Source organism: Hephaestia caeni (genome assembly GCF_003550065.1).
In the GTDB taxonomy this organism is placed as follows: Bacteria; Pseudomonadota; Alphaproteobacteria; order Sphingomonadales; family Sphingomonadaceae; genus Sphingomonas; species Sphingomonas caeni_A.
This window is the reverse complement of the sequence record NZ_QXDC01000002.1, coordinates 1,482,463-1,501,516: the sequence shown is the minus strand read 5'-3', so window position 1 is coordinate 1,501,516 and position 19,054 is coordinate 1,482,463. Positions and strand designations below refer to the sequence as shown.

General features: G+C 66.2%; 17 protein-coding genes. 6 read left to right on the top strand and 11 right to left on the bottom strand.

The features are described 5' to 3' along the window. Positions 1–19 precede the first annotated feature (19 nt). Positions 20–2,317 (top strand): GH92 family glycosyl hydrolase, encoded by a 2,298-nt coding sequence (locus DFR49_RS07010; RefSeq protein ID WP_119035333.1) that lies wholly within the window; start codon positions 20–22, stop codon positions 2,315–2,317. Between the two features lie 117 nt (positions 2,318–2,434). On the opposite strand, the gene DFR49_RS07005 is transcribed toward DFR49_RS07010, so the two are convergent. Further along, positions 2,435–3,157 (bottom strand): copper homeostasis protein CutC, encoded by a 723-nt coding sequence (locus tag DFR49_RS07005; RefSeq protein ID WP_119034910.1) that lies wholly within the window; start codon positions 3,155–3,157, stop codon positions 2,435–2,437. Between the two features lie 223 nt (positions 3,158–3,380). Between DFR49_RS07005 and DFR49_RS07000 the strand changes: the two genes are divergently transcribed. The 3 genes from DFR49_RS07000 to DFR49_RS06990 all read left to right on the top strand — a co-directional run bounded on the left by DFR49_RS07000 (position 3,381) and on the right by DFR49_RS06990 (position 8,354). Then, the gene (locus tag DFR49_RS07000; RefSeq protein WP_119034909.1) at positions 3,381–4,814 is read left to right on the top strand and encodes a glycoside hydrolase family 125 protein; all 1,434 of its coding nucleotides are present in this window, start codon (positions 3,381–3,383) and stop codon (positions 4,812–4,814) included. 124 nt (positions 4,815–4,938) lie between these two features. Continuing rightward, positions 4,939–7,278, top strand: a complete 2,340-nt coding sequence (locus DFR49_RS06995) for a GH92 family glycosyl hydrolase (protein WP_119035332.1) — start codon at positions 4,939–4,941, stop codon at positions 7,276–7,278. A gap of 155 nt (positions 7,279–7,433) precedes the next feature. After that, on the top strand, positions 7,434–8,354 hold the full coding sequence (locus DFR49_RS06990) for an ROK family protein (protein ID WP_119034908.1): 921 nt from the start codon (positions 7,434–7,436) through the stop codon (positions 8,352–8,354). A 266-nt stretch (positions 8,355–8,620) separates the two neighbouring features. On the opposite strand, the gene DFR49_RS06985 is transcribed toward DFR49_RS06990, so the two are convergent. The 5 genes from DFR49_RS06985 to DFR49_RS06965 all read right to left on the bottom strand — a co-directional run bounded on the left by DFR49_RS06985 (position 8,621) and on the right by DFR49_RS06965 (position 13,488). After that, entirely contained in the window at positions 8,621–9,202 is a 582-nt protein-coding gene (locus DFR49_RS06985; RefSeq protein WP_119034907.1) for a fasciclin domain-containing protein, read from the bottom strand. Beyond that, positions 9,199–10,128: a hydrogen peroxide-inducible genes activator gene (locus tag DFR49_RS06980; RefSeq protein WP_119034906.1), complete on the bottom strand. Its 930-nt coding sequence runs from the start codon at positions 10,126–10,128 to the stop codon at positions 9,199–9,201. Before DFR49_RS06980 ends, DFR49_RS06985 begins: the two co-directional genes overlap by 4 nt. 121 nt (positions 10,129–10,249) lie before the next feature. Continuing rightward, on the bottom strand, positions 10,250–11,833 hold the full coding sequence (gene ahpF, locus DFR49_RS06975) for an alkyl hydroperoxide reductase subunit F (protein ID WP_119035331.1): 1,584 nt from the start codon (positions 11,831–11,833) through the stop codon (positions 10,250–10,252). A gap of 176 nt (positions 11,834–12,009) precedes the next feature. Next, entirely contained in the window at positions 12,010–12,573 is a 564-nt protein-coding gene (gene ahpC, locus DFR49_RS06970) for an alkyl hydroperoxide reductase subunit C (RefSeq protein ID WP_119034905.1), read from the bottom strand. A gap of 150 nt (positions 12,574–12,723) precedes the next feature. Continuing rightward, complete coding sequence (locus tag DFR49_RS06965) at positions 12,724–13,488, bottom strand: sulfite exporter TauE/SafE family protein (protein WP_119034904.1); 765 nt, start codon at positions 13,486–13,488, stop codon at positions 12,724–12,726. Positions 13,489–13,810: 322 nt separating this feature from the next. Between DFR49_RS06965 and epsC the strand changes: the two genes are divergently transcribed. Then, positions 13,811–14,491, top strand: coding sequence for a serine O-acetyltransferase EpsC (epsC, locus tag DFR49_RS06960; protein WP_119034903.1), 681 nt, complete (start codon positions 13,811–13,813; stop codon positions 14,489–14,491). Beyond that, on the top strand, positions 14,491–14,835 hold the full coding sequence (locus DFR49_RS06955; RefSeq protein WP_119034902.1) for a DUF2794 domain-containing protein: 345 nt from the start codon (positions 14,491–14,493) through the stop codon (positions 14,833–14,835). The genes epsC and DFR49_RS06955 overlap by 1 nt, the downstream gene beginning before the upstream one ends. Before the next feature lie 98 nt (positions 14,836–14,933). On the opposite strand, the gene DFR49_RS06950 is transcribed toward DFR49_RS06955, so the two are convergent. The 5 genes from DFR49_RS06950 to phoU all read right to left on the bottom strand — a co-directional run bounded on the left by DFR49_RS06950 (position 14,934) and on the right by phoU (position 19,048). After that, on the bottom strand, positions 14,934–15,965 hold the full coding sequence (locus DFR49_RS06950; RefSeq protein ID WP_119034901.1) for a hypothetical protein: 1,032 nt from the start codon (positions 15,963–15,965) through the stop codon (positions 14,934–14,936). 224 nt (positions 15,966–16,189) lie between these two features. Continuing rightward, positions 16,190–17,086 carry an SDR family NAD(P)-dependent oxidoreductase gene (locus DFR49_RS06945; RefSeq protein WP_119034900.1) on the bottom strand — a complete coding sequence of 299 codons (897 nt, stop codon included), beginning with the start codon at positions 17,084–17,086 and terminating at the stop codon, positions 16,190–16,192. 125 nt (positions 17,087–17,211) lie between these two features. Beyond that, positions 17,212–17,571 carry a hypothetical protein gene (locus DFR49_RS06940; RefSeq protein ID WP_119034899.1) on the bottom strand — a complete coding sequence of 120 codons (360 nt, stop codon included), beginning with the start codon at positions 17,569–17,571 and terminating at the stop codon, positions 17,212–17,214. Between the two features lie 78 nt (positions 17,572–17,649). Continuing rightward, on the bottom strand, positions 17,650–18,342 hold the full coding sequence (gene phoB / locus DFR49_RS06935) for a phosphate regulon transcriptional regulator PhoB (RefSeq protein WP_119034898.1): 693 nt from the start codon (positions 18,340–18,342) through the stop codon (positions 17,650–17,652). A gap of 13 nt (positions 18,343–18,355) precedes the next feature. Further along, positions 18,356–19,048, bottom strand: a complete 693-nt coding sequence (phoU, locus tag DFR49_RS06930; RefSeq protein WP_119034897.1) for a phosphate signaling complex protein PhoU — start codon at positions 19,046–19,048, stop codon at positions 18,356–18,358. Positions 19,049–19,054 lie beyond the last annotated feature (6 nt).

Sequence of the window (19,054 nt, the reverse complement as noted above, 5' to 3'; positions counted from 1 at the left end):
TGGCACCGCAGCGGCGGCGATGGTCCTTACCGGAGGTATCCCGGCGACGGCATTTGCGCAGAGCGCGCCCACCGCGCAGGAATCGCTTGTCGATCTCGCCAACCCCTTGATGGGCACCGATTCGAGCTATCGGCTGTCGTACGGCAACACCTATCCGGCGGTCGCGGTGCCGTTCGGGATGAATAGCTGGACGCCGGTAACGGGCGAGCCCGGCAGCGGCTGGGGCTACACTTACGACGGCGAGAAGATCAACGGCATCAAGCAGACGCACCAGCCCAGCCCGTGGATGAACGATTACGCGGCCTTCGCGCTGTTCGCCGAGACCGGGCCGCTCAAAATCCGCGAGGACGAGCGCGCGAGCTGGTTCAGCCACAAGGCCGAGGAAGCGCGGCCTTATTCGTACAAGGTCTATCTCGCCGATTACGATGTGACCGCCGAGGTGACGCCCACCGAGCGGGCCGCGCAGTTCCGCTTCACTTTCCCCAAGAGCGATGATGCGCACATCATCCTCGATGCGCTCGACGGCGGATCGATGGTCAAGGTGGACGCCAAGAACCGCCGTATCACCGGCTATGTCCGCAACAACCACGGCGGCGTGCCGGATAATTTCCACAATTATTTCGTCGCCGAGTTCGATCGCGACTTCACCGTCACGCGCACCTGGGACGAGAATTGGCAACTCAGCGCCGATACCACCCGCGAGGCCGGGCATGTCGGCGCGGTGGTGAGCTTCCGGACCGCACCCGGCGAGCAGGTCCACGTCAAGGTCGCGTCGTCGTTCATCAGCCCCGAACAGGCGTTGCTCAACCTCAAGAGAGAGATCGGCAGCGACAGTTTCGACACCACCAAGGCCAAGGCCAAGGCGGCCTGGGAGACGGAATTCGCGCGTATCCGCGTGAACGATCCCAATGAGGACAACCGCCGCACCTTCTATTCGGCGCTCTACCGGATGCTGCAATTCCCGCGCGAATTCTTCGAAAAGGACGCGAGCGGCACGATCGTCCACTACAGCCCGTATGACGGCAAGGTGCACGAGGGCTATCTCTACACCGACAACGGTTTCTGGGATACGTGGCGCGCGGTGTTCCCCTTCTTCGCGCTGATGTATCCCGAGCGCGACAGCCAGATCATGCAGGGGCTGGTCAACACCTACAAGGAGGGCGGCTGGCTGCCCGAATGGGCAAGCCCCGGCTATCGCGACGTGATGATCGGCTCCAACTCGGCGAACCTGATCGCCGACGCCTATGTGAACGGCGTGCGCGGTTTCGACGCCGAGGCGCTGTACGAGGCGATGATCAAGAACGCGACGACCAGCGAGGGCCGGCCGAAGGACAAGAAGGGTCGCGTCGTCGGCGCGGTCGGGCGCGAGGGCGTCGAATATTACAACCGGCTCGGCTATGTGCCCTACGATGTCGGCATCAACGAGAATGCCGCGCGCACGCTCGAATATGCCACTGCCGATTTCTCGATCTCGCAGATGGCGAAGGCGCTGGGCAAGACGGCGGATGCGGAGAAGTTCGCGAAGCAGGCGCAGAATTTCCGCAAGCTCTACGATCCCGAAAGCGGTTGGATTCGCGGCCGCAACCAGGACGGATCGTGGGAGACGCCGTTCAATCCGTACAAATGGGGCGATGCCTTCACCGAAGGGAACGCCGTCCATTATTCGTGGGCGATCATGCAGGACGTGCAAGGGCTGATCGACCTGATGGGCGGGCGGCAGAAGTTCGTCGACCGGCTCGATTCGGTGTTCACCACGCCGCCGGTGTTCGACGACAGCTATTACGGCCAGGTGATCCACGAGATCCGCGAGATGCAGATCGTCAACATGGGCCAATATGCCCACGGCAACCAGCCGATCCAGCACATGATCTATCTGTACGACTGGGCGGGCGCGCCGTGGAAGGCGCAATATCATGTGCGCGACGTGATGAAGAAGCTCTATTCGTCCGCGCCCGACGGCTATCCAGGCGACGAGGATAACGGCCAGACCTCGGCCTGGTATGTGTTTTCGGCGCTGGGCTTCTATCCGGTGACGCCGGCGGTGGGCGAATATGCGATCGGCAGCCCGCTGTTCCGGCAGGTCACGCTGGCGATGCCGAACGGCAAGACGCTGACGATCGAGGCCGAGAACAACGGGCCGGAGAATGTCTATATCCAGTCGGTGACGCTCGACGGCCAGCCCTATGGCAAGACGTACCTGACGCACGCGGCGCTGTCGCAGGGCGGGACGCTGAAGTTCGTGATGGGGCCGACGCCCAACAAGGCGTGGGGCAACGCGCCCGCGGACGCGCCGTTTTCGATGAGCGCGGCGAAGTAACCCCGATGTAGCAGTATGTCATTGTGATCGTCATGCCGGACTTGATCCGGCAGCCCGCTTCTTTCTTTGCTCGGTTCCAGAGAAAGCGGGACCCCGGATCAAGTCCGGGGTGACGATTCAAACTGCCCGAACGATCGCGGTACGGAGCGCGCGGACGCGGGCGGCTTGGGTGAGGAGGATCGGCGCGGCGAAGCCTAGTCGAACGAGCTGCACGTCCTCGGCAATACAAGACCGGTTGCACGAGGCGTGGATCTCGTCGATCCCGATCGCGAGCAATCGGCCGACGTTCGCCGCATCGATCCCGCTGCCGGCCATCACGGTGATCGCGTCGCCCGCGCGGGCGTGCATCGCCCGCAGCGTTTCGATGCCCTCGATCGCGGTGGACACGCCGCCGGAGGACAGCACGCGATCGAAGCCCAGCGCGATGGCAGTATCGATCGCGGCTACGGGATCGCGCGCGGTATCGATCGCGCGGTGGAGGGTGGCCGGCAAGCCGTGCGCTGCGGCGCGGTCGAGCAGGCGTCGCAGCACCGGTTCGTCGAGCGCGCCATGCCGTGTGGCGCCGAACACCACGCCGGCGAGGCCCGCGGCGGCGACGTGATCGATATCGCGCTCCATCTGCGCGATCTCGGTGGCGTCGTAGGTGAAGTCGCCGGGGCGCGGGCGGATCATCGCACGGCAGGGAAGCGGTTGCGCCGCCGCGAGCGCGATCAGGCCGGACGAGGGAGTCAGCCCACCCAGGCCCAGCGCGCTGCACAATTCGATGCGATCGGCGTCGCCGTCGCGCGCCGCCTCGAGGCTTGCCATGCTGTCCACGCAGATTTCAAGGATTCTCGCCATACTCTCCCTTCATCCTGCACGCGCGCAGCGGACACAAGCATCGGGTTCGATAATTAGATAAAGTAAATTGGCTATTGTTTTCGGAGGCCGCCGCTGCTTACAGTCGGGCATCGACAGCGGCGCCGCGATGAAGGCGCAGGTCATTGAGGGAGAGAGACATGATCGGCACGCCGTGCCCCGCGCCCCGAGAGCGCTCCGCCCCTACGATCACGGAGTTGCCGCGATGATCCTTCGCCGACGCGATGTCGTGGCGGGCGCCGGTGCGCTTGCCGTCGCCAGCCTGTTGCCCGCTGCCGCGCACGCCGCGAGTTTCGTCAGCAAACGGCCCGCGCCGGGCAAACGCAACTTCACCAGCCCCGCGATCGAGGCCGAGATCAAGCGTGTGAAGGCGGCGATCGCCGATCCCGAACTCGCGTGGCTGTTCGAGAATTGCTATCCCAACACGCTCGATACCACGGTCGAGACCGGCACGATCGACGGCAAGCCCGATACCTTCGTGCTGACCGGCGACATTCATGCGATGTGGCTGCGCGACAGCTCGGCGCAGGTGCAGCCCTATATTCACCTCGTCGACAAGGACGTGAAGCTCAAGACGCTGTTCCAGGGGCTGATCCAGCGCCAGGCGCGGTGCATCCTGATCGATCCCTATGCCAACGCCTTCGACAAGGATCCGAGCGCGCCGTCGAAGCTCGAATGGTCGCAATCGGACCAGACCGAGATGAAGCCCGGCGTCGCCGAGCGGAAATGGGAGATCGATTCGCTCTGCTATCCGATGCGGCTCTCCCACGAATATTGGCGGCGCACGCGCGACAAGGCGCCGTTCGACGATACGTGGAGCCGTGCGATGGCGCTCGCGGTCGAGACCTTTCGGGTGCAGCAGCGTAAGGATGGGCCGGGGCCGTATCATTTCCAACGCAAGGCGCTCAACCCGACCGATAGCCTGATGCTCGGTGGCTATGGCCGGCCGACGAAGAAGATCGGGCTGATCCATTCGATGTTCCGGCCGTCGGACGATGCGTGCCTCTATCCGTTCCTGATCCCGTCGAACCTGTTCGCGGTGTCGGTGCTGCGCAAGATCGCCGAGGTGCATCGTGAGGCACGGGGCGACACGAAGGCTGCCGCCAACGCCGAAGCGCTCGCCGCCGAGGTCGAAGCAGCGCTGAAGCAGCACGCGCTGATCCCGGATGGGAAGGGCGGGCAGGTCTGGGCGTTCGAGATCGACGGCTTCGGCAACTGGGTGTTCATGGACGATGCCAACGTGCCGAGCCTGTCGGGGCTCGCGCTGATCGACGTGGTGAGGCGCGACGATCCGCTGTTCCGCCGCACCGCCGATCTCGCCTGGTCCGATCGCAACCCCTATTTCTTCAAGGGCAGCGCCGCTGAGGGGATCGGCGGGCCGCATATCGGCATGGACATGATCTGGCCGATGTCGATCATCACCCGGGCGATCAACGCCGACGACGACGCGACGATCCTGCAATGCCTGCGCTGGCTCAAGGGCACGCACGGCGGCACCGGCTTCATGCACGAAAGCTTCAACAAGGACGATCCGACCAATTTCACGCGAAGCTGGTTCGCCTGGGCCAACGCGCTGTTCGGCCAGTTGATCGTCGAAATCGCCGACAAGCGCCCGGCGCTGCTCGCGCGCAACATCTGACAATGGGATCATCCTCACCCTTCCGGCGCTTCGCGCCTCCCTCCCTCTCCCGCTGGGAGAGGGAAAGAGCGCCGAAGGCGCGAAAGGGTGAGGGCGACCATCGCTCCCGGAGCACGAAGATATGATGATCACCACCAACCGCCGCCAGCTTCTCGTCACCACCGGCCTCGTCGCGATCGGGGGGGCGATTTCGGGCTGCTCCGGGACCATGTCGCGCGGGCCGTCGCCGACGCCCGGCAAGCCCGACTTGTTCGTCGGCACCGGTGGGCACGGCCATACCTTTCCCGGCGCGTCGCTGCCGTTCGGGATGGCGCAGCTCAGCCCCGATACCAATACGCACGGCTGGGACGCGTGCTCGGGCTATCACCAGAAGGATGGCTCGATCATGGGGTTCAGCCATACGCACCTCTCGGGCACGGGCATCGGCGACATGCTCGACGTGCTGGTGGTGCCGACGCGGCAGGAATTGAAGCTCTCTCCCGGATCGATCGAGAATCCTGACGAGGGATATCGCCAGCGTTATTCCGAGGAGCAAGCAGAGCCGGGCTATTACCGGGTCAAGCTCGAATCGGGCGTGCTCGCCGAGCTTACCGTCACCGAGCGCTGCGGGATGCATCGCTATCACTTCGCGAAAGGGCCGGGGCATATCCTGATCGATTTCGCCCACGCGATCGAGGACGATTGGGACAAGGGCAAGGGCAACGTCGTCGAGGATGCATCGCTGACGCTCGGCGACGACGGCATGCTGACGGGCAGCCGGCAGGTCAATCGCTGGGCGCGGGGGCGGCACATCCATTTCGCGATGCAGCTCTCGCGCAAGCCGGACCGCGTCCAGTTCTTCGGCGACGGCGACAAGGCGGCACACGACGGTGCGGCTGCGATCAAGGGGAACAGCACCAAGGTCGCCTTGTTCTTCGACGAGGCGGGCGGCGAGCCGATCCTGATCAAGACCGGACTGTCGGCGGTCGATCTCAAGGGCGCGCGCGACGCGCTTGCCGCCGAGGTGCCGGGCTGGGATTTCGATGGCGCTGCGAAGGCCGCGCGCGCCACCTGGGCCAAGGCGCTGGGCAGCGTGCGCGTCTCAGGCGGCACCGAGGCGCAGCGCACGATCATGGCGAGCGCGCTCTATCATGCGCAGCTTGCGCCGACGCTCTTCACCGATCGCGACGGGCGCTATGTCGGGCTCGACCGGGAGGTGCATCAGGCGCCCAGGGGCGAGGAGGCGTTCAGCACCTATTCGCTGTGGGACACGTATCGCGCGCTGCATCCGCTGCTGACGCTGATCGATCCCGAGCGCGCCGCGCTGTTGACGCGCGACCTGTGCCGCCAGACCGCGGAGAGCCCGGTGGGTCCGCCAGTGTGGCCGTTGCAAGGCGTCGAGACGGGGACGATGATCGGCTGGCACGCCGTCTCGGTGCTCGCCGAGGCGCACGCCAAGGGGATCGCGGCGGATTATGCGGCGGCGTGGCCCAATATCCGCCGCCGCGCTTTCGACCGCGATTTCAAGGATATCGACAGCACGCTGGGGCGCGGCCTCTATTACGATCTCGGCTATATCCCGTGCGACGAGGTGTGGGAATCGGTCAGCCGCACGCAGGAATATGCCTATGACGACTGGGCGATGGCGCATATCGCCGAGGCGGTGGGCGCGACGGCGGATGCAGCGGCGTTGCGCAAGCGATCGCAGAACTATCGCAACGTCATCGACCCGAGCATCGGCTTCGCGCGGCCGCGTTTCAAGGACGGGAGCTGGTGGAAGGAGTACGATCCGATCCAGATCGGCCACGACGTGCCCAAGTGGCGCGACTATACCGAGGCGAACGGCTGGCAGGCGACCTTCCTCAACCAGCACGACCTTTATGGCCTGATCGAGCATTTCGGCGGCGACGCGGCGTTCGAGAAGCAGCTCGACGCGCTGTTCAACGGCCCGTCGACATTGCCCGACAATGCGCCGCCCGACATTTCGGGGCTGGTCGGGCAATATGCGCACGGCAACGAGCCCGATCAGCACGTCGCCTATCTCTATACCTATTGCGGAGCGCCGCATAAGACGCAGGCGATGGTGCGGCGGCTGCTCACCGAAATGTACAAGGCGGATCCCGACGGCGTGATCGGCAACGACGATTGCGGGCAGATGAGCGCGTGGTTCATCCTCTCGGCGCTCGGCTTCTATCCCGTCGATCCGGTGAGCGCGGTCTATGTGTTCGGATCGCCGCTGTTCGATGTCGCCGAGATGGATGTCGGCGGCGGCAAGACGCTGACGGTGCGCGCCGAGGGCAATGCGCCGGGCAATCCGTACATCCAGTCGGTACGCTGGAACGGCGCGCCGTGGACCAGGAACTGGATCGCGCACGCCGATCTGGCGAAGGGCGGTGAGCTGGTGTTCGAGATGGGGCCGAAACCGTCGTCCTTCGGCAGCGCAAAGGCGGATCGGCCGCCGTCCTTCGGCCGCGATGTCGGCTGAGGCGGACGGCCATTTGAATTATGAAAATTGGTGTATTAAATCGATCGCGGCGCGAATTCTTGTGGGGGCGGACGGGCCGTGACGGGAGATAATATGGTTCCGAGTTTGTCTGTTGCGCCACGCGTCGCGCCGGTTGCGCACGCGGGAGCGCGTTCGTGAGCGCAGCGCCGCCGCCCGGCGGTGACCCGAAGGCGCGTCCCTTTGCCGGCGTTGAACTGGGCGGGACCAAGTGCATCTGTACGCTCGCCCACGGCCCGACCCGCGTGCTCGACCAGCGCACCATCCCGACGACCGTGCCGCAGGAGACGCTCCCCGCGATCGTCGCGACACTGACGGCGTGGCATCGCGACCCCGGATTCGCCGCGCTCGGGATCGCGTCGTTCGGGCCGCTCGATCTCGACCCCCGATCGCCGCGCTACGGGCATATCCTGGCGACCAACAAGCCCGGCTGGCCCAACGCCGACGTGCTCGGCGAGATCGCCGCGCCGTTCGCGGTGCCGGTGGGGTTCGATACCGACGTCAACGGCGCCGCGCTCGCCGAAATCCGCTGGGGCGCGGGGCAGGGGCTCGACGACTTCGCCTATGTCACGGTCGGCACCGGGGTCGGCGTCGGACTGATCGTCCACGGCAAGCCCACGCGCGGGATCGGGCATAGCGAATTCGGCCATATCCGCGTGCCGCGGCTGGCCGGCGACACGGTTGCCAGCGTCTGCCGCTATCATCCCGATTGCGTCGAAGGGCTGGCTTCGGGAAGCGCGCTCAAGGCGCGCGCCGGCGGACGGCCGGTGGCGGACATCGCCGCCGACGACCCGGTGTGGGAACCGATCGTCCACACACTGTCGGCGATGACGCATGCGCTGGTGTGCGCGACGGGGCCACTGCGCGTCGCGATCGGTGGCGGCGTGCCGGCACGCCAGCCGCATTTGATCGACCGGATCAACACCGGGCTGATCGAGAGCCTGGGCGGCTACATGCCGCTGCCCGACGACGGCCCCTATGTCGTCGCGCCGCAGCTTGGCGCGATGGCCGGGCCGCTCGGGGCGATCGCGCTGGCGATGGGGGCGGCCGGTGCGTGAAGAAGAATGGTTCACGCGGAGACGCGGAGACGCGGAGAGAGACCGCGTGCTTTGCCTCCGTCTCGCGTCAGCGAGACCTTGAAGTCCGAGGCTGCCGGAAAGTGATTGGCCGCTGGCGCGGGCGATGGCACCACGAACGATACACCTCCGCGTCTCCGCGTCTCCGCGTCTCCGCGTGAATCAATCTTCTTCGAGCAGGGTGATGTAGCCCTGGACTCCGGCTTTCGCGGGGGAACGCGGTTGCGAAACGGTTCGAGGCGCGCGGCCTATCCGATCGTCGGGATCATGATGCCGTTGACGACATGCATCATGCCGTTCGCCTCACGGATGTCTCCGGTTTCGACATAGCTCTTGTTGCCGCCGACATCGGTGAGCGCGATTCCCGTGCCGACGAGGCCGAGCGTCAACGGCTCGCCTTCGAGCGTGGTGAGCGTGGCGGTGCCGCCGCCCGCGGCGATCCGCGCCTTGAGGTCGGCGACCGTCAGCCGGCCCGGCACGACGTGATAGGTCACCAGCTTCGCGAGTGCGGGCTTGTTCTCGGGCAGCAGCAGCGCGTCGAGCGTGCCGGGGGCAAGACGGCCGAACGCCGTGTCGGTCGGCGCGAAGACGGTGAACGGCCCGGTAGCGGCAAGCGTGTCGGCAAGCCCTGCGGCATCGATCGCGCGCGCGAAGGTGGCGAGCGGCGGCGCGGCGCGGGCGTTGTCGACCGCAGTCCAGGTTGCGATCATCGCCACCCCGCCGACGGTCGGATTGGGGGGCGGGGCGGGGGCTTTGACCGGGGTGGGCGCCGAGGCGCAGCCGGCGACGGCGAGCGTGACCGCCACCGATAGAATTCGCCGCGCCCTCATCGTGCCTCCGCCAATACATCGGCGAGGAGGTGGAAATCCTTCTCGCGCGGCGAGGCGCGCCGCCAGACGAGCGCGATCGATCGCGACGGGTGTTCGGCGGCGAGCGGTTTCGCGGTGACGCGCGTGTGATCGAGGATGCCCGCGTCGATCGCCATCTGCGGCAGCATCGTCACGCCGAGGCCGTTATCGACCATCTGCACGATCGTGTGGAGCGAGGTGCCCATCATCGTCGCTTCGGCGCGCAATTCGGGCCGGTTGCACGCGGCGAGCGCATGATCCTTGAGGCAATGCCCGTCCTCGAGCAGCAGCAGCCGCCGCTCGTCGATCTGATCGGGGCTGATCGAGGCCGGGGGCGGTTCCTCGCCTTCGGGAAAGGCGACGAACAGCCGATCGTCGAACAGCGGCCGCGCCGCGACTTCGCCGCAGGCGTAAGGCAGCGCGAGCAGCACGCAATCGGTGCGGCCGTTGTTGAGCCCTTCGCAGGCCGGCCCGCTCGGCTCCTCACGCAGGAACAGCTTGAGATCGGGATAATCGCGCCGGAGACGGGGCAGGATGCGCGGGAGCATGAAGGGCGCGATCGTCGGGATCACGCTCATCCGCATCTCGCCCGACAGCGGCCGCCCGGCGGCGCGGGCGAGATCGCCCAGTTCCTCCGCCTCGCGGATCACGCGGCGCGCCTTGGCGGCGATGCGATCGCCGAGCGGGGTGAAGCGGACGACGCGGCGGGTGCGCTCGACCAGCGTGATGCCGATCAGCGTCTCAAGCTCGCGGATCCCCGCCGACAGCGTCGATTGGGTGACGAAACACGCCTCCGCCGCGCGGCCGAAATGGCCGTGATCGCGCAACGCCACCAGATATTGGAGCTGCTTGAGCGTCGGCAGGTAGGTGGTGCCCAGTGATCGTCTCCGTCGATGACGGGATGACATCTAGCCCATTTGCAGCGGCTCGCAACGCCAACGGGCGTTTTCCCGCGAAAGCGGGAATCCAGGGTCTCGCAGCTTGGGGCTCGTGACTCTGGATTCCTGCTTTCGCAGGAATACGGGGAAGTTACGCCGCCTCGCGTTCCTCGGCGGGGAGGCGGATGAGATAGTCGAACGCCGAGAGCGCCGCCGCCGAGCCCGCGCCTGCCGCGATCACGATCTGCTTGTAGGGCACCGTGGTCGCGTCGCCGGCGGCGAAGATGCCGGGTTGTGAGGTGGCGCCGCGCGCGTCGATCCCGATCTCGCCGTGCGGGGTGAGCGCAACCGCGCCCTTGAGCCACTCGGTATTGGGGACGAGCCCGATCTGGACGAAAATGCCTTCCAGCTCGATCTGATGCTCGGTGCCGCGGTCGCGATCCTTGTAGGTCAGCCCGGTCAGCTTGTTGCCGTCGCCGAACACTTCGGTGGTCAGCGCCGAGGTGATGACCTTGACGTTGGCGAGGCTGCCGAGTTTGCGCTGGAGCACCGCGTCGGCGCGCAACTGGCTGTCATATTCGATCAGCGTGACATGGCCGACGATCCCGGCGAGATCGATCGCCGCCTCGACGCCCGAATTGCCGCCGCCGATCACCGCGACGCGCTTGCCCTTGAACAGCGGGCCGTCGCAATGCGGGCAATAGGTGACGCCCTTGTTGCGATATTCGTTTTCGCCCGGCACGTTCATCTGCCGCCAGCGCGCGCCGGTCGACAGGATCAGCGTGCGCGCGCGCAGCGAGGCGCCGTTCTTGAGCACGATCTCGTGCAGCCCGCCTTCCTCGGCGGCGGGGACGAGCGCGGTCGCGGTCTGGAGGTTCATCACGTCGACGTCATAATCGCCGACATGGCTTTCGAGCTGGGTCGCGAACCTTGGGCCTTCGGTGTGCGAGACCGAGATGAAATTCTCGATCGAAACGGTATCGAGCACCTGCCCGCCGAAGCGCTCGGCCGCGATGCCGGTGCGGATGCCCTTGCGTGCGGCATAGATCGCTGCCGCCGCGCCCGCCGGGCCGCCGCCGACGACGAGGACGTCGAAGGGTTCCTTGCCGGCGAGCTTTTCGGCCGCCCTGGCCTCGGCGCCGGTATCGATCCGGGCGAGAATCTGTTCAAGTTCCTGGCGTCCTTGCGCGAACGGCGCGCCGTTCAGGAACACCTGGGGGACGGTCATGATCTCGCGGCGCTCGACCTCGTCCTTGAACAAGGCGCCGTCGATCGCGGTGTGGCGGATGCGCGGGTTGAGCACCGCCATCGTGTTGAGCGCCTGCACCACATCGGGGCAATTTGCGCACGACAGCGAGAAATAGGTTTCGAAGACGAAATCGCCCTCGAGCGCTTCGATCTGCCCGATCACTTCGTCGCTGATCCGCGGCGGATGCCCGCCGACCTGGAGCAGCGCGAGCACGAGCGAGGTGAATTCGTGGCCCAGCGGGATGCCGGCGAAGCGCACGGCCGTATCGGTGCCGGCGCGGCGGATCAGGAAGCTGGGCGTGCGGGCGTCGTCATCGCCATCGGCGGGGCGCACGGTGACCATGTCCGACAGCGCGGCGATTTCGTTCAGCAATTCATCGAGTTCGCGGCTCTTGGCATCGTCGCCAAGGCTGGCGACAAGCTCAATGGGCACGCGAATCCTGGTAAGATAGCCCTTGAGTTGCTGCGTCAGATTGGCGTCGAGCACGACCACGAAACTCCTGTAGGTGAAGAGAATGCGGCCCGGACGGGGAGGGGGAGGGCGCCCGGGCCGCTGCATGCCCCGTTTTCCCGCGAAAGCGGGAATCCAGGGCTTCGGGCGATGGCTGTTGAAACCCTGGGCTCCTGCTTTCGCAGGAGCACAAGGCCCAGCATCGCCGAGGATCAGATCTTGCCGACGAGTTCGAGCGACGGCGCGAGCGTCTGTTCGCCTTCTTCCCACTTGGCGGGGCAGACCTCGTCAGGGTGCGCCGCAACATATTGCGCGGCCTTGACCTTGCGCAGCAACTCCGCGGCATTGCGGCCGACGCCTTCGCTGGTGATCTCCATCAACTGGATCACACCCTGCGGATCGACGACGAAGGTCGCGCGATCGGCGAGGCCCTGGCCATCGCGCAGGACATCGAAATTGGTCGCGAGCGTGTGGTTCTGATCGCCGAGCATGAAGAAATCGATCTTGCCGATCGCGGGCGAGCTGTCATGCCACGCCTTATGGCTGAAATGCGTGTCGGTCGAGACACTGTACACCTCGACGCCCATCTTCTGGAGCGTCGGGTAAATCCCCGCCAGATCCTCGAGTTCGGTCGGGCAGACGAAGGTGAAGTCGGCCGGATAGAAGAAGAAGATCGCCCATTTGCCGCCCACGTCGGCGTCGGTGACGGGCACGAACTTGCCCTGCTTGTACGCCTGCGTGCTGAAGGGTTTCAGGGTATCGCCGATCTTCGCCATGAAAATATCTCCTCGTCTGGGTGCAATGATGCAATGTCTGGGTGCAATGATGCAATGCGACATATAGGTGACGCGGTGCAGCAAACAAACGGGAAGCGTCGTTCGTTGTGATCGATTGGGTCGATTATCATCGGCCTATAAAGTGTGAAATCAGATTAACGCCTTGCCGAGGTTGAACAGGCTCGTCAGCACCAGGATCGCGCCAACCAGCAGCAGCAGCGTCTTCGCCGGCACGCGCTTGGCGAGGATCGCGCCGAACGGTGCGGCGAGCACGCCGCCGATCAGCAGGCCGACGGTCGCAAGCGTCACCGCGGCGAGCCCGAGCTGGGTGATGAAGGTGATCGACACCGTCAGCGTCAGGAAGAATTCGACCGTGTTGACGGTGCCCACCGTCGTCCGCGGGCTCGCGCCCTGGACGAGCAGGTTGGAGGTGACGACCGGCCCCCAGCCGCCGCCGCCCGCGGCATCGAGGAAGCCGCCGACGAGGCCGAGCGGCTCGACCACCTTCGGCTTGCGCTCGTGCGGCGGATAGCGCCAGCCGCGATAGACGAGGTAGAGCCCGATCGCGATCAGATAGGCAAGGATGAAGGGCTTTGCGGCATCGGCATGGACGTTGGAGAGCACATAGGCGCCGAGCACGCCGCCGATCATCCCAGGAATCAGCAACCGGAAAAAGAGCCGCCAATCGATATTGCGATGGATCGCGTGGCTGATGCCCGAGACCGCGGTGGTGAAGGTCTCGACCGCGTGGACCCCCGCCGAGGCGGCGGCGGGCGGCACGCCTAGCGAGAGCAGGAGCGTGTTCGAGATCACCCCGAACGCCATCCCGAGCGCGCCGTCGACGATCTGCGCTGCAAAGCCGATGGCGGCGAAGGCGAGCAGCATCTCGAGATCGACCGCCGTCAGTACATCCATCGTGGGTATCCGTGCCGTTGCGGGGGCCTCGCGTATCGCTGAAATATAATTCCCTACAATGCCACTAGATATTTAGTGGAATGAAGAAGCGGTAAGAGTCGGCTTTGGGAATGCGGCACCGGCCCGCTCCCCCACCCGGCCACCCATAGAATATCCTGTTGGGTGGCCGGGTGGGGGAGCGGGCCGGTGCCGCTTCAAACAATCCGCTCTTTCGCGTTTCGCTGGGCAGATGTGCGTCGATGCTGGAATTCGACCGTGCGAGGTCCTAAATTGCCGCGATCCGAAGCAGGGGCCGAAGGAAGGGCCAAGAGAAGGGACCGCCATGTTCAACCGGCTGACCGGTTATCTCGATTCGATCCAGGCGCGCGATCCTGCGGCGCGATCGCGGTGGGAGGTCATGCTTTATCCGGGCGTCTGGGCGCTCGGCCTGCATCGGGTCGCGCACTGGCTGTTCGAGGCGCGGCTATTCCTGCTTGCGCGGGCGATCAATCACTTCGCGCGCTTTTTGACCGCGATCGATATTCACCCCGGCGCGAAAATCGGGCGCAATTTCTTCATCGATCACGGCTTCACGGTGATCGGCGAGACCGCAGAGATCGGCGACAACGTGACGATCTACCAATGCGTCACGCTCGGCGGCACCAGCCCCGACAACGGGGTGGCGGGCAAGCGCCACCCGACGATCCGCGACGGCGCGATCATCGGCTCGGGCGCGCAGGTGCTCGGCCCGGTGGTGATCGGCGCGCGTGCGCGGATCGGCGCCAATGCGGTCGTCACCAAAGACGTCGTCGACGGCGCGGTGATGGTCGGCATCCCGGCGCGCGCGACGATGGTCGAGGGTGGGCAGGTCCAAGGCGGCTTCGTGCCCTATGGCACGCCGTGCAGCGAGATTTTCGATCCCCAGACACAAAAAATCGAATTGATGCGCTGCGAGATCGAGGCGTTGCGCAAGCGGCTCGACGCGCTGCTTGCCGAGCATGAGGACCAGCGCGACCGCGCCTGATGGGAAATGTCACCCCTTTCCCCAGCGCCGCCGCGCGCCCGAGCCAGATCGGGTTCGACCGGATCGAACTGACGCGCATCCTCGATCTCTACGGGCGCATGGTCGCGGCTGGGCACTGGAAAGACTATGCGATCGAACTCGGCCACGAGGCCGCGGTGTTCGCCGCCTTTCGCCGCGCGTCGGAGCGCCCCGAATACCGGATCGAGAAACGGCCCGCGCTGCGCCAGCGGCAGGGCATGTGGGCGCTCGTCGCCGAGGCCGGGATGACGTTGAAGCGTGGACACGATCTCGCCGGCGTGCTCGCGCCGATCGAGCGGCGGCTGCTCAAGCTCGTTTCGGATTGATCGGCGCGGGATTCGGGCTTTTGCGGCCCCGGCCCGCTCCCCCACCCGGTCACCCATAGGATACTGGCGTTGAGTGACCGGGTAGGGGACGAAGCCCCTCAGGCGGCCAGCACGGTCTGCACCGGCGGCAGCCGGTCGCCGAAATGGCCGAGCGTGGCGACGACGCGGCGGCGCATCGGGTGCCAGAAGGCCGACAGCACGAGCAGCGCCGAGCCGATGATAAGCGCCGCGATCGCGACCCCCAGGTCGACCGCGCCCGCGCTGCGGATCACCGCGTAAAGCGCGACGAGCACGTAGGCGAGCGACGAGACGAGCAGCGCGCGCCGATCGACCGCCAGCGCCACGAAGGCGAAGACCAGATAGAGCGCCACCACGACGATCGCGGTGCCGATCCCGACATCGGCGTCGAGCACGCCGAGCATCTGGAACACCGGATGCGCGATCAACGGCGCGGCGGCGAGATGGAGCCAGAAGGCGATATCGGCGCGGCGCGTCTCGCGCGTGGGATCGCTCATGTCCCAGCGCATCGCCAGCGCGAACACGCCGATCCCGGCGACGAGCAGGATCGGATAGATCGCGTCCTTTGCCGCGGGCACCGCCGTCAGCGCGAGTGCGGCGATGACGGCGACCGCCGCCACGGCACCCGCCGCGACGGTGATCGGCACCGCGAAGCGCCGCCAATGGAGCCACGCAGCGCCCGCGCTCGCCAGCGCAATTGCGGCGGCGATCCCGGCACTGGCGCGATCGGACAGCGTGGGATCGATGCTCACCATCAAGCCGATCGGCGCCGCGGCGACGCCGCCGACGAAGGCGAGCAGCAGCGCGATGCTGGGCAGCGCCATCCGCCGCTGGCGGGTGAAATATTCGGCGAGCAGCCAGCTCGTGCCCGCGACCGCGACGCCGCCCAGCGCCTCGGTGACGCTGGCGCCGATCTGCGCGACCGCGACCAACAGCAGCGCGATCGCGATCGTCACGAAAATGTCGTTGAAGCCGTTGAGCAGCCGGAAATGCTCCTCGTCCACCGCCGGCGCGAGCCGAGCCCGGGCGACGTGGTTGCGCAACGCCAGCGCGGTATCGCGGCTGATCGCCCCCGCCGCCACCGCGTTGTCGATATCGCTCTCGCTATACATCGGGCCATCCTCCTGTTGGATGGCCGGCAGCTATACCATTAGTGTATTAGTGAAGCAATACGGCAGGACGGATGGGCGGCGTTGTGCGAAGCGGCTTCGGTATCGCTCGAGCGGTATCGCTTGTCGAAGCACCGTACTTTGCGCCGCAAGCGACCACCGGGCCTATCGCAGAATGGCCCTTCGACAAGCTCAGGGCGAACGGATCAATGTAAAGTCATCGTATTCTAGGCTTGCAATTGCTTCAGGATCAGCATCGCCTGTTCGGCGCCCGACTGGGGCACGATCTCGCCGGTGCGGTCGATGATTGTCGCCCAGTGCGCCGCGACGCCCTCCGCCGAACAATCGTCGCCGTGGAGCGCGACGCCGGGGGTGAGCGTGACGTACGACGCCTGGAACACGCCCGCGCCCGCGCCGACGATCGCGTTGGTCGGGGCATCTTCGGAGACGAGATAGACCGCGGCAGGCGCGACCTTTTCGGGGGCGAACGCCTTGAACGCCTCCTCGGGGAACAGATCCTCGGTCATCCTCGTGCCGGCGACCGGCGCGATCGTGTTGACCTTGATCCCGTATTTGGCGCCTTCGAGGTAGAGCGTCTTGGTCAGCCCCGCGAGCCCGAGCTTGGCGGCGCCGTAATTGGCCTGCCCGAAATTGCCGAACAGTCCGGTCGACGAGGCGGTCATCAGCACGCGGCCGTATTGCTGCTCGCGCATCGTCTCCCACACCGCTTTCGTGCAATTGGCCGAGCCGATCAGGTGGACATCGACGACGAAGCCGAAATCGGCGGGCTCCATCTTGGCGAAGCTCTTGTCGCGCAGCACGCCCGCGTTGTTGATCAGGATATGGACGCCGCCCCAGCGCTCCTTCGCGCGGGCGACCATATCGACCATGTGATCATATTCGGTGACGCTGCCGCCGTTCGACATCGCCTCGCCGCCGGCGGCCTCGATCTCCTCGACGACCTTGAGCGCGGCGTCCGAATGGCCGGTGCCGTCGCGCGTGCTGCCGAGATCGTTGACGACGACCTTCGCGCCGCGCCGCGCGAGTTCGAGCGCATAGGCGCGGCCCAGCCCGCCGCCGGCGCCAGTGACGATGGCGACGCGATTATCGAAACGGATGGACATGGAAAAGGGCGCTCCCCGCTTTCGGAAAGCGCCCCTCCTAAAGTGTATTCGTCTTGCGTGGAAGCGGCACCGGGGCCGCCTCTGTTTCAGGAAAACTGAAACAGATCAAAGACGCGTCACCAGCATCAGCCGCCGCGCTGGCGGCAATTGTCGGTCTGGTTCTTCTTGCAGATGGGATATTCGGCAAGCGGCGGGGGCGGGGGAAACGCCTGATCGGGCGAGGCCGACGGCTGGAAGACCACGTTCGCACCGGGTTCCGGCGTGCCGTTCATCGGCGGGGCCGAGGGTTCGTATCCGCCCGCCGGATCCTGCGCATCCGCCGACGGCGCCGCCGCTGTCGCCGTAGCAGGCGCCGGGGTCGTCTGATCCACCGCCGAATCGTCGGTCGGCATCGTCGCCTGATCCTGCGTCGCGGGATCGGGCGTGGTTTGGGCGGCCGCGGGGATCGCGATCGCCGCGGCTGCTGCCAGGAACAAGAGCTTCATGCGTACCTCCTGAATGCTGTGCGCCAAATGCTGTCGCGCAGACGGGGTAACGCACGGTTCGGCCAAACGGTCCTTCGCTTACTGCACCGAATCGAGGGCGTATCCCGCCGACCGGACGGTGCGGATCAGATCGGTGCGGCCGCCGGCGTTGATCGCCTTGCGCAACCGACGGATATGAACGTCGACGGTGCGCGATTCGATCTCGGCGTCGTGCCCCCACACCGCGTCGAGCAGGCGCTCGCGCGAGAACACCCAGCCGGGATGTTCGAGGAAATGGCGCAGCAGCCGGAATTCGGTCGGCCCGAGCGGAATGACCTGGCCGTCGCGGCGCACCTTGTGGCCGACGGTATCCATGACGAGATCATCGTAGCGCAACTCGGCGCCCGCCAGCGCGGGGCGCACCCGGCGCAGCACCGCGTTGACGCGCGCGACCAGTTCGCGCGGCGAGAACGGCTTGGTGACGTAATCATCGGCGCCGGTATCGAGCCCGCGGACGCGATCCTCCTCCTCGCCGCGCGCGGTGAGCATGATGATCGGCACGTTCGCGGTATCGGGCGCGCGGCGCAGCCGGCGACACACCTCGATCCCCGACAGCCCCTCGACCATCCAGTCGAGCAGGACGATATCGGGCGGCGTTTCGCGCGCGAACAGCAGCGCCTCCTCGCCGTCGGGGGTATGCTGGACGAGGAAATCCTCGCGCTCGAAATGAAAGGTCAGCAGTTCGGCGAGCGCGGCGTCGTCCTCGACCAGCAACATGCGGGCGGTGGTCATCGATCGGCTCCCTTTACAGCGTCACGGCGGGGCTGCCGCCGCGCTCGCGCTCGGCCATGCGTTCACCGGTGGCGGCGTAATGGACCATTTCGGCGACATTGGTGGCATGGTCGCCGATCCGCTCGAGGTTCTTGGCGACGAACAGCAGGTGCGCGACCTGTCCGATGCTCTTGGGGTTCTCCATCATGTAGGTGACGAGCACGCGGAAGATCGCATTGTAGAAATCGTCGACCTGACGGTCGCTGTCGGAGACGCGGATCGCCTTCTCGGCATCGCGCGCGGCGAAGGCATCAAGCACGTCGTGGACCATCTCGCCCGCCATCCGCGCCATCGCGGGCAGCAGCGACAGCGGCTCGATACGCCCGTGATCCTCGATCGCGGGAACGCGCTTGGCGATGTTCTTGGCGTAATCGCCGATCCGTTCGACGACGGTCGCGATCTTGAGCGCGGCGACGACCTCGCGCAGATCGTCGGCCATCGGCGCGCGCAGCGCAATCAGCCGGATCGCCAGCCGCTCGACCTCTTCCTCGATCCCGTCGATCCGCTTGTCGCCTTCGATAACGCGTCGCGCCGCGTCGAGATCGTGCTTCGCAAGCGCGTCGATCGCGCGCGCGATCGCCTGTTCGGCGAGCCCGCCCATCTCTGCGATCAGCCCCCGCAGTTCGCCGATATCCTCGTCGAATGCCTTGACTGTATGTTCCGTCATTGCTGC

Bases quoted from the DNA above. Each gene is read 5' to 3' on its own strand.
- DFR49_RS07010 (WP_119035333.1), top strand. From the start codon at position 20: ATGGTCCTTACCGGAGGTATCCCGGCGACGGCATTTGCGCAGAGCGCG.
- DFR49_RS07005 (WP_119034910.1), bottom strand. From the start codon at position 3,157: ATGGCGAGAATCCTTGAAATCTGCGTGGACAGCATGGCAAGCCTCGAG.
- DFR49_RS07000 (WP_119034909.1), top strand. From the start codon at position 3,381: ATGATCCTTCGCCGACGCGATGTCGTGGCGGGCGCCGGTGCGCTTGCC.
- DFR49_RS06995 (WP_119035332.1), top strand. From the start codon at position 4,939: ATGATCACCACCAACCGCCGCCAGCTTCTCGTCACCACCGGCCTCGTC.
- DFR49_RS06985 (WP_119034907.1), bottom strand. From the start codon at position 9,202: ATGAGGGCGCGGCGAATTCTATCGGTGGCGGTCACGCTCGCCGTCGCC.
- DFR49_RS06980 (WP_119034906.1), bottom strand. From the start codon at position 10,128: ATGTCATCCCGTCATCGACGGAGACGATCACTGGGCACCACCTACCTG.
- ahpC (WP_119034905.1), bottom strand. From the start codon at position 12,573: ATGGCGAAGATCGGCGATACCCTGAAACCCTTCAGCACGCAGGCGTAC.
- DFR49_RS06965 (WP_119034904.1), bottom strand. From the start codon at position 13,488: ATGGATGTACTGACGGCGGTCGATCTCGAGATGCTGCTCGCCTTCGCC.
- epsC (WP_119034903.1), top strand. From the start codon at position 13,811: ATGTTCAACCGGCTGACCGGTTATCTCGATTCGATCCAGGCGCGCGAT.
- DFR49_RS06955 (WP_119034902.1), top strand. From the start codon at position 14,491: ATGGGAAATGTCACCCCTTTCCCCAGCGCCGCCGCGCGCCCGAGCCAG.
- DFR49_RS06950 (WP_119034901.1), bottom strand. From the start codon at position 15,965: ATGTATAGCGAGAGCGATATCGACAACGCGGTGGCGGCGGGGGCGATC.
- DFR49_RS06945 (WP_119034900.1), bottom strand. From the start codon at position 17,086: ATGTCCATCCGTTTCGATAATCGCGTCGCCATCGTCACTGGCGCCGGC.
- DFR49_RS06940 (WP_119034899.1), bottom strand. From the start codon at position 17,571: ATGAAGCTCTTGTTCCTGGCAGCAGCCGCGGCGATCGCGATCCCCGCG.
- phoB (WP_119034898.1), bottom strand. From the start codon at position 18,342: ATGACCACCGCCCGCATGTTGCTGGTCGAGGACGACGCCGCGCTCGCC.
- phoU (WP_119034897.1), bottom strand. From the start codon at position 19,048: ATGACGGAACATACAGTCAAGGCATTCGACGAGGATATCGGCGAACTG.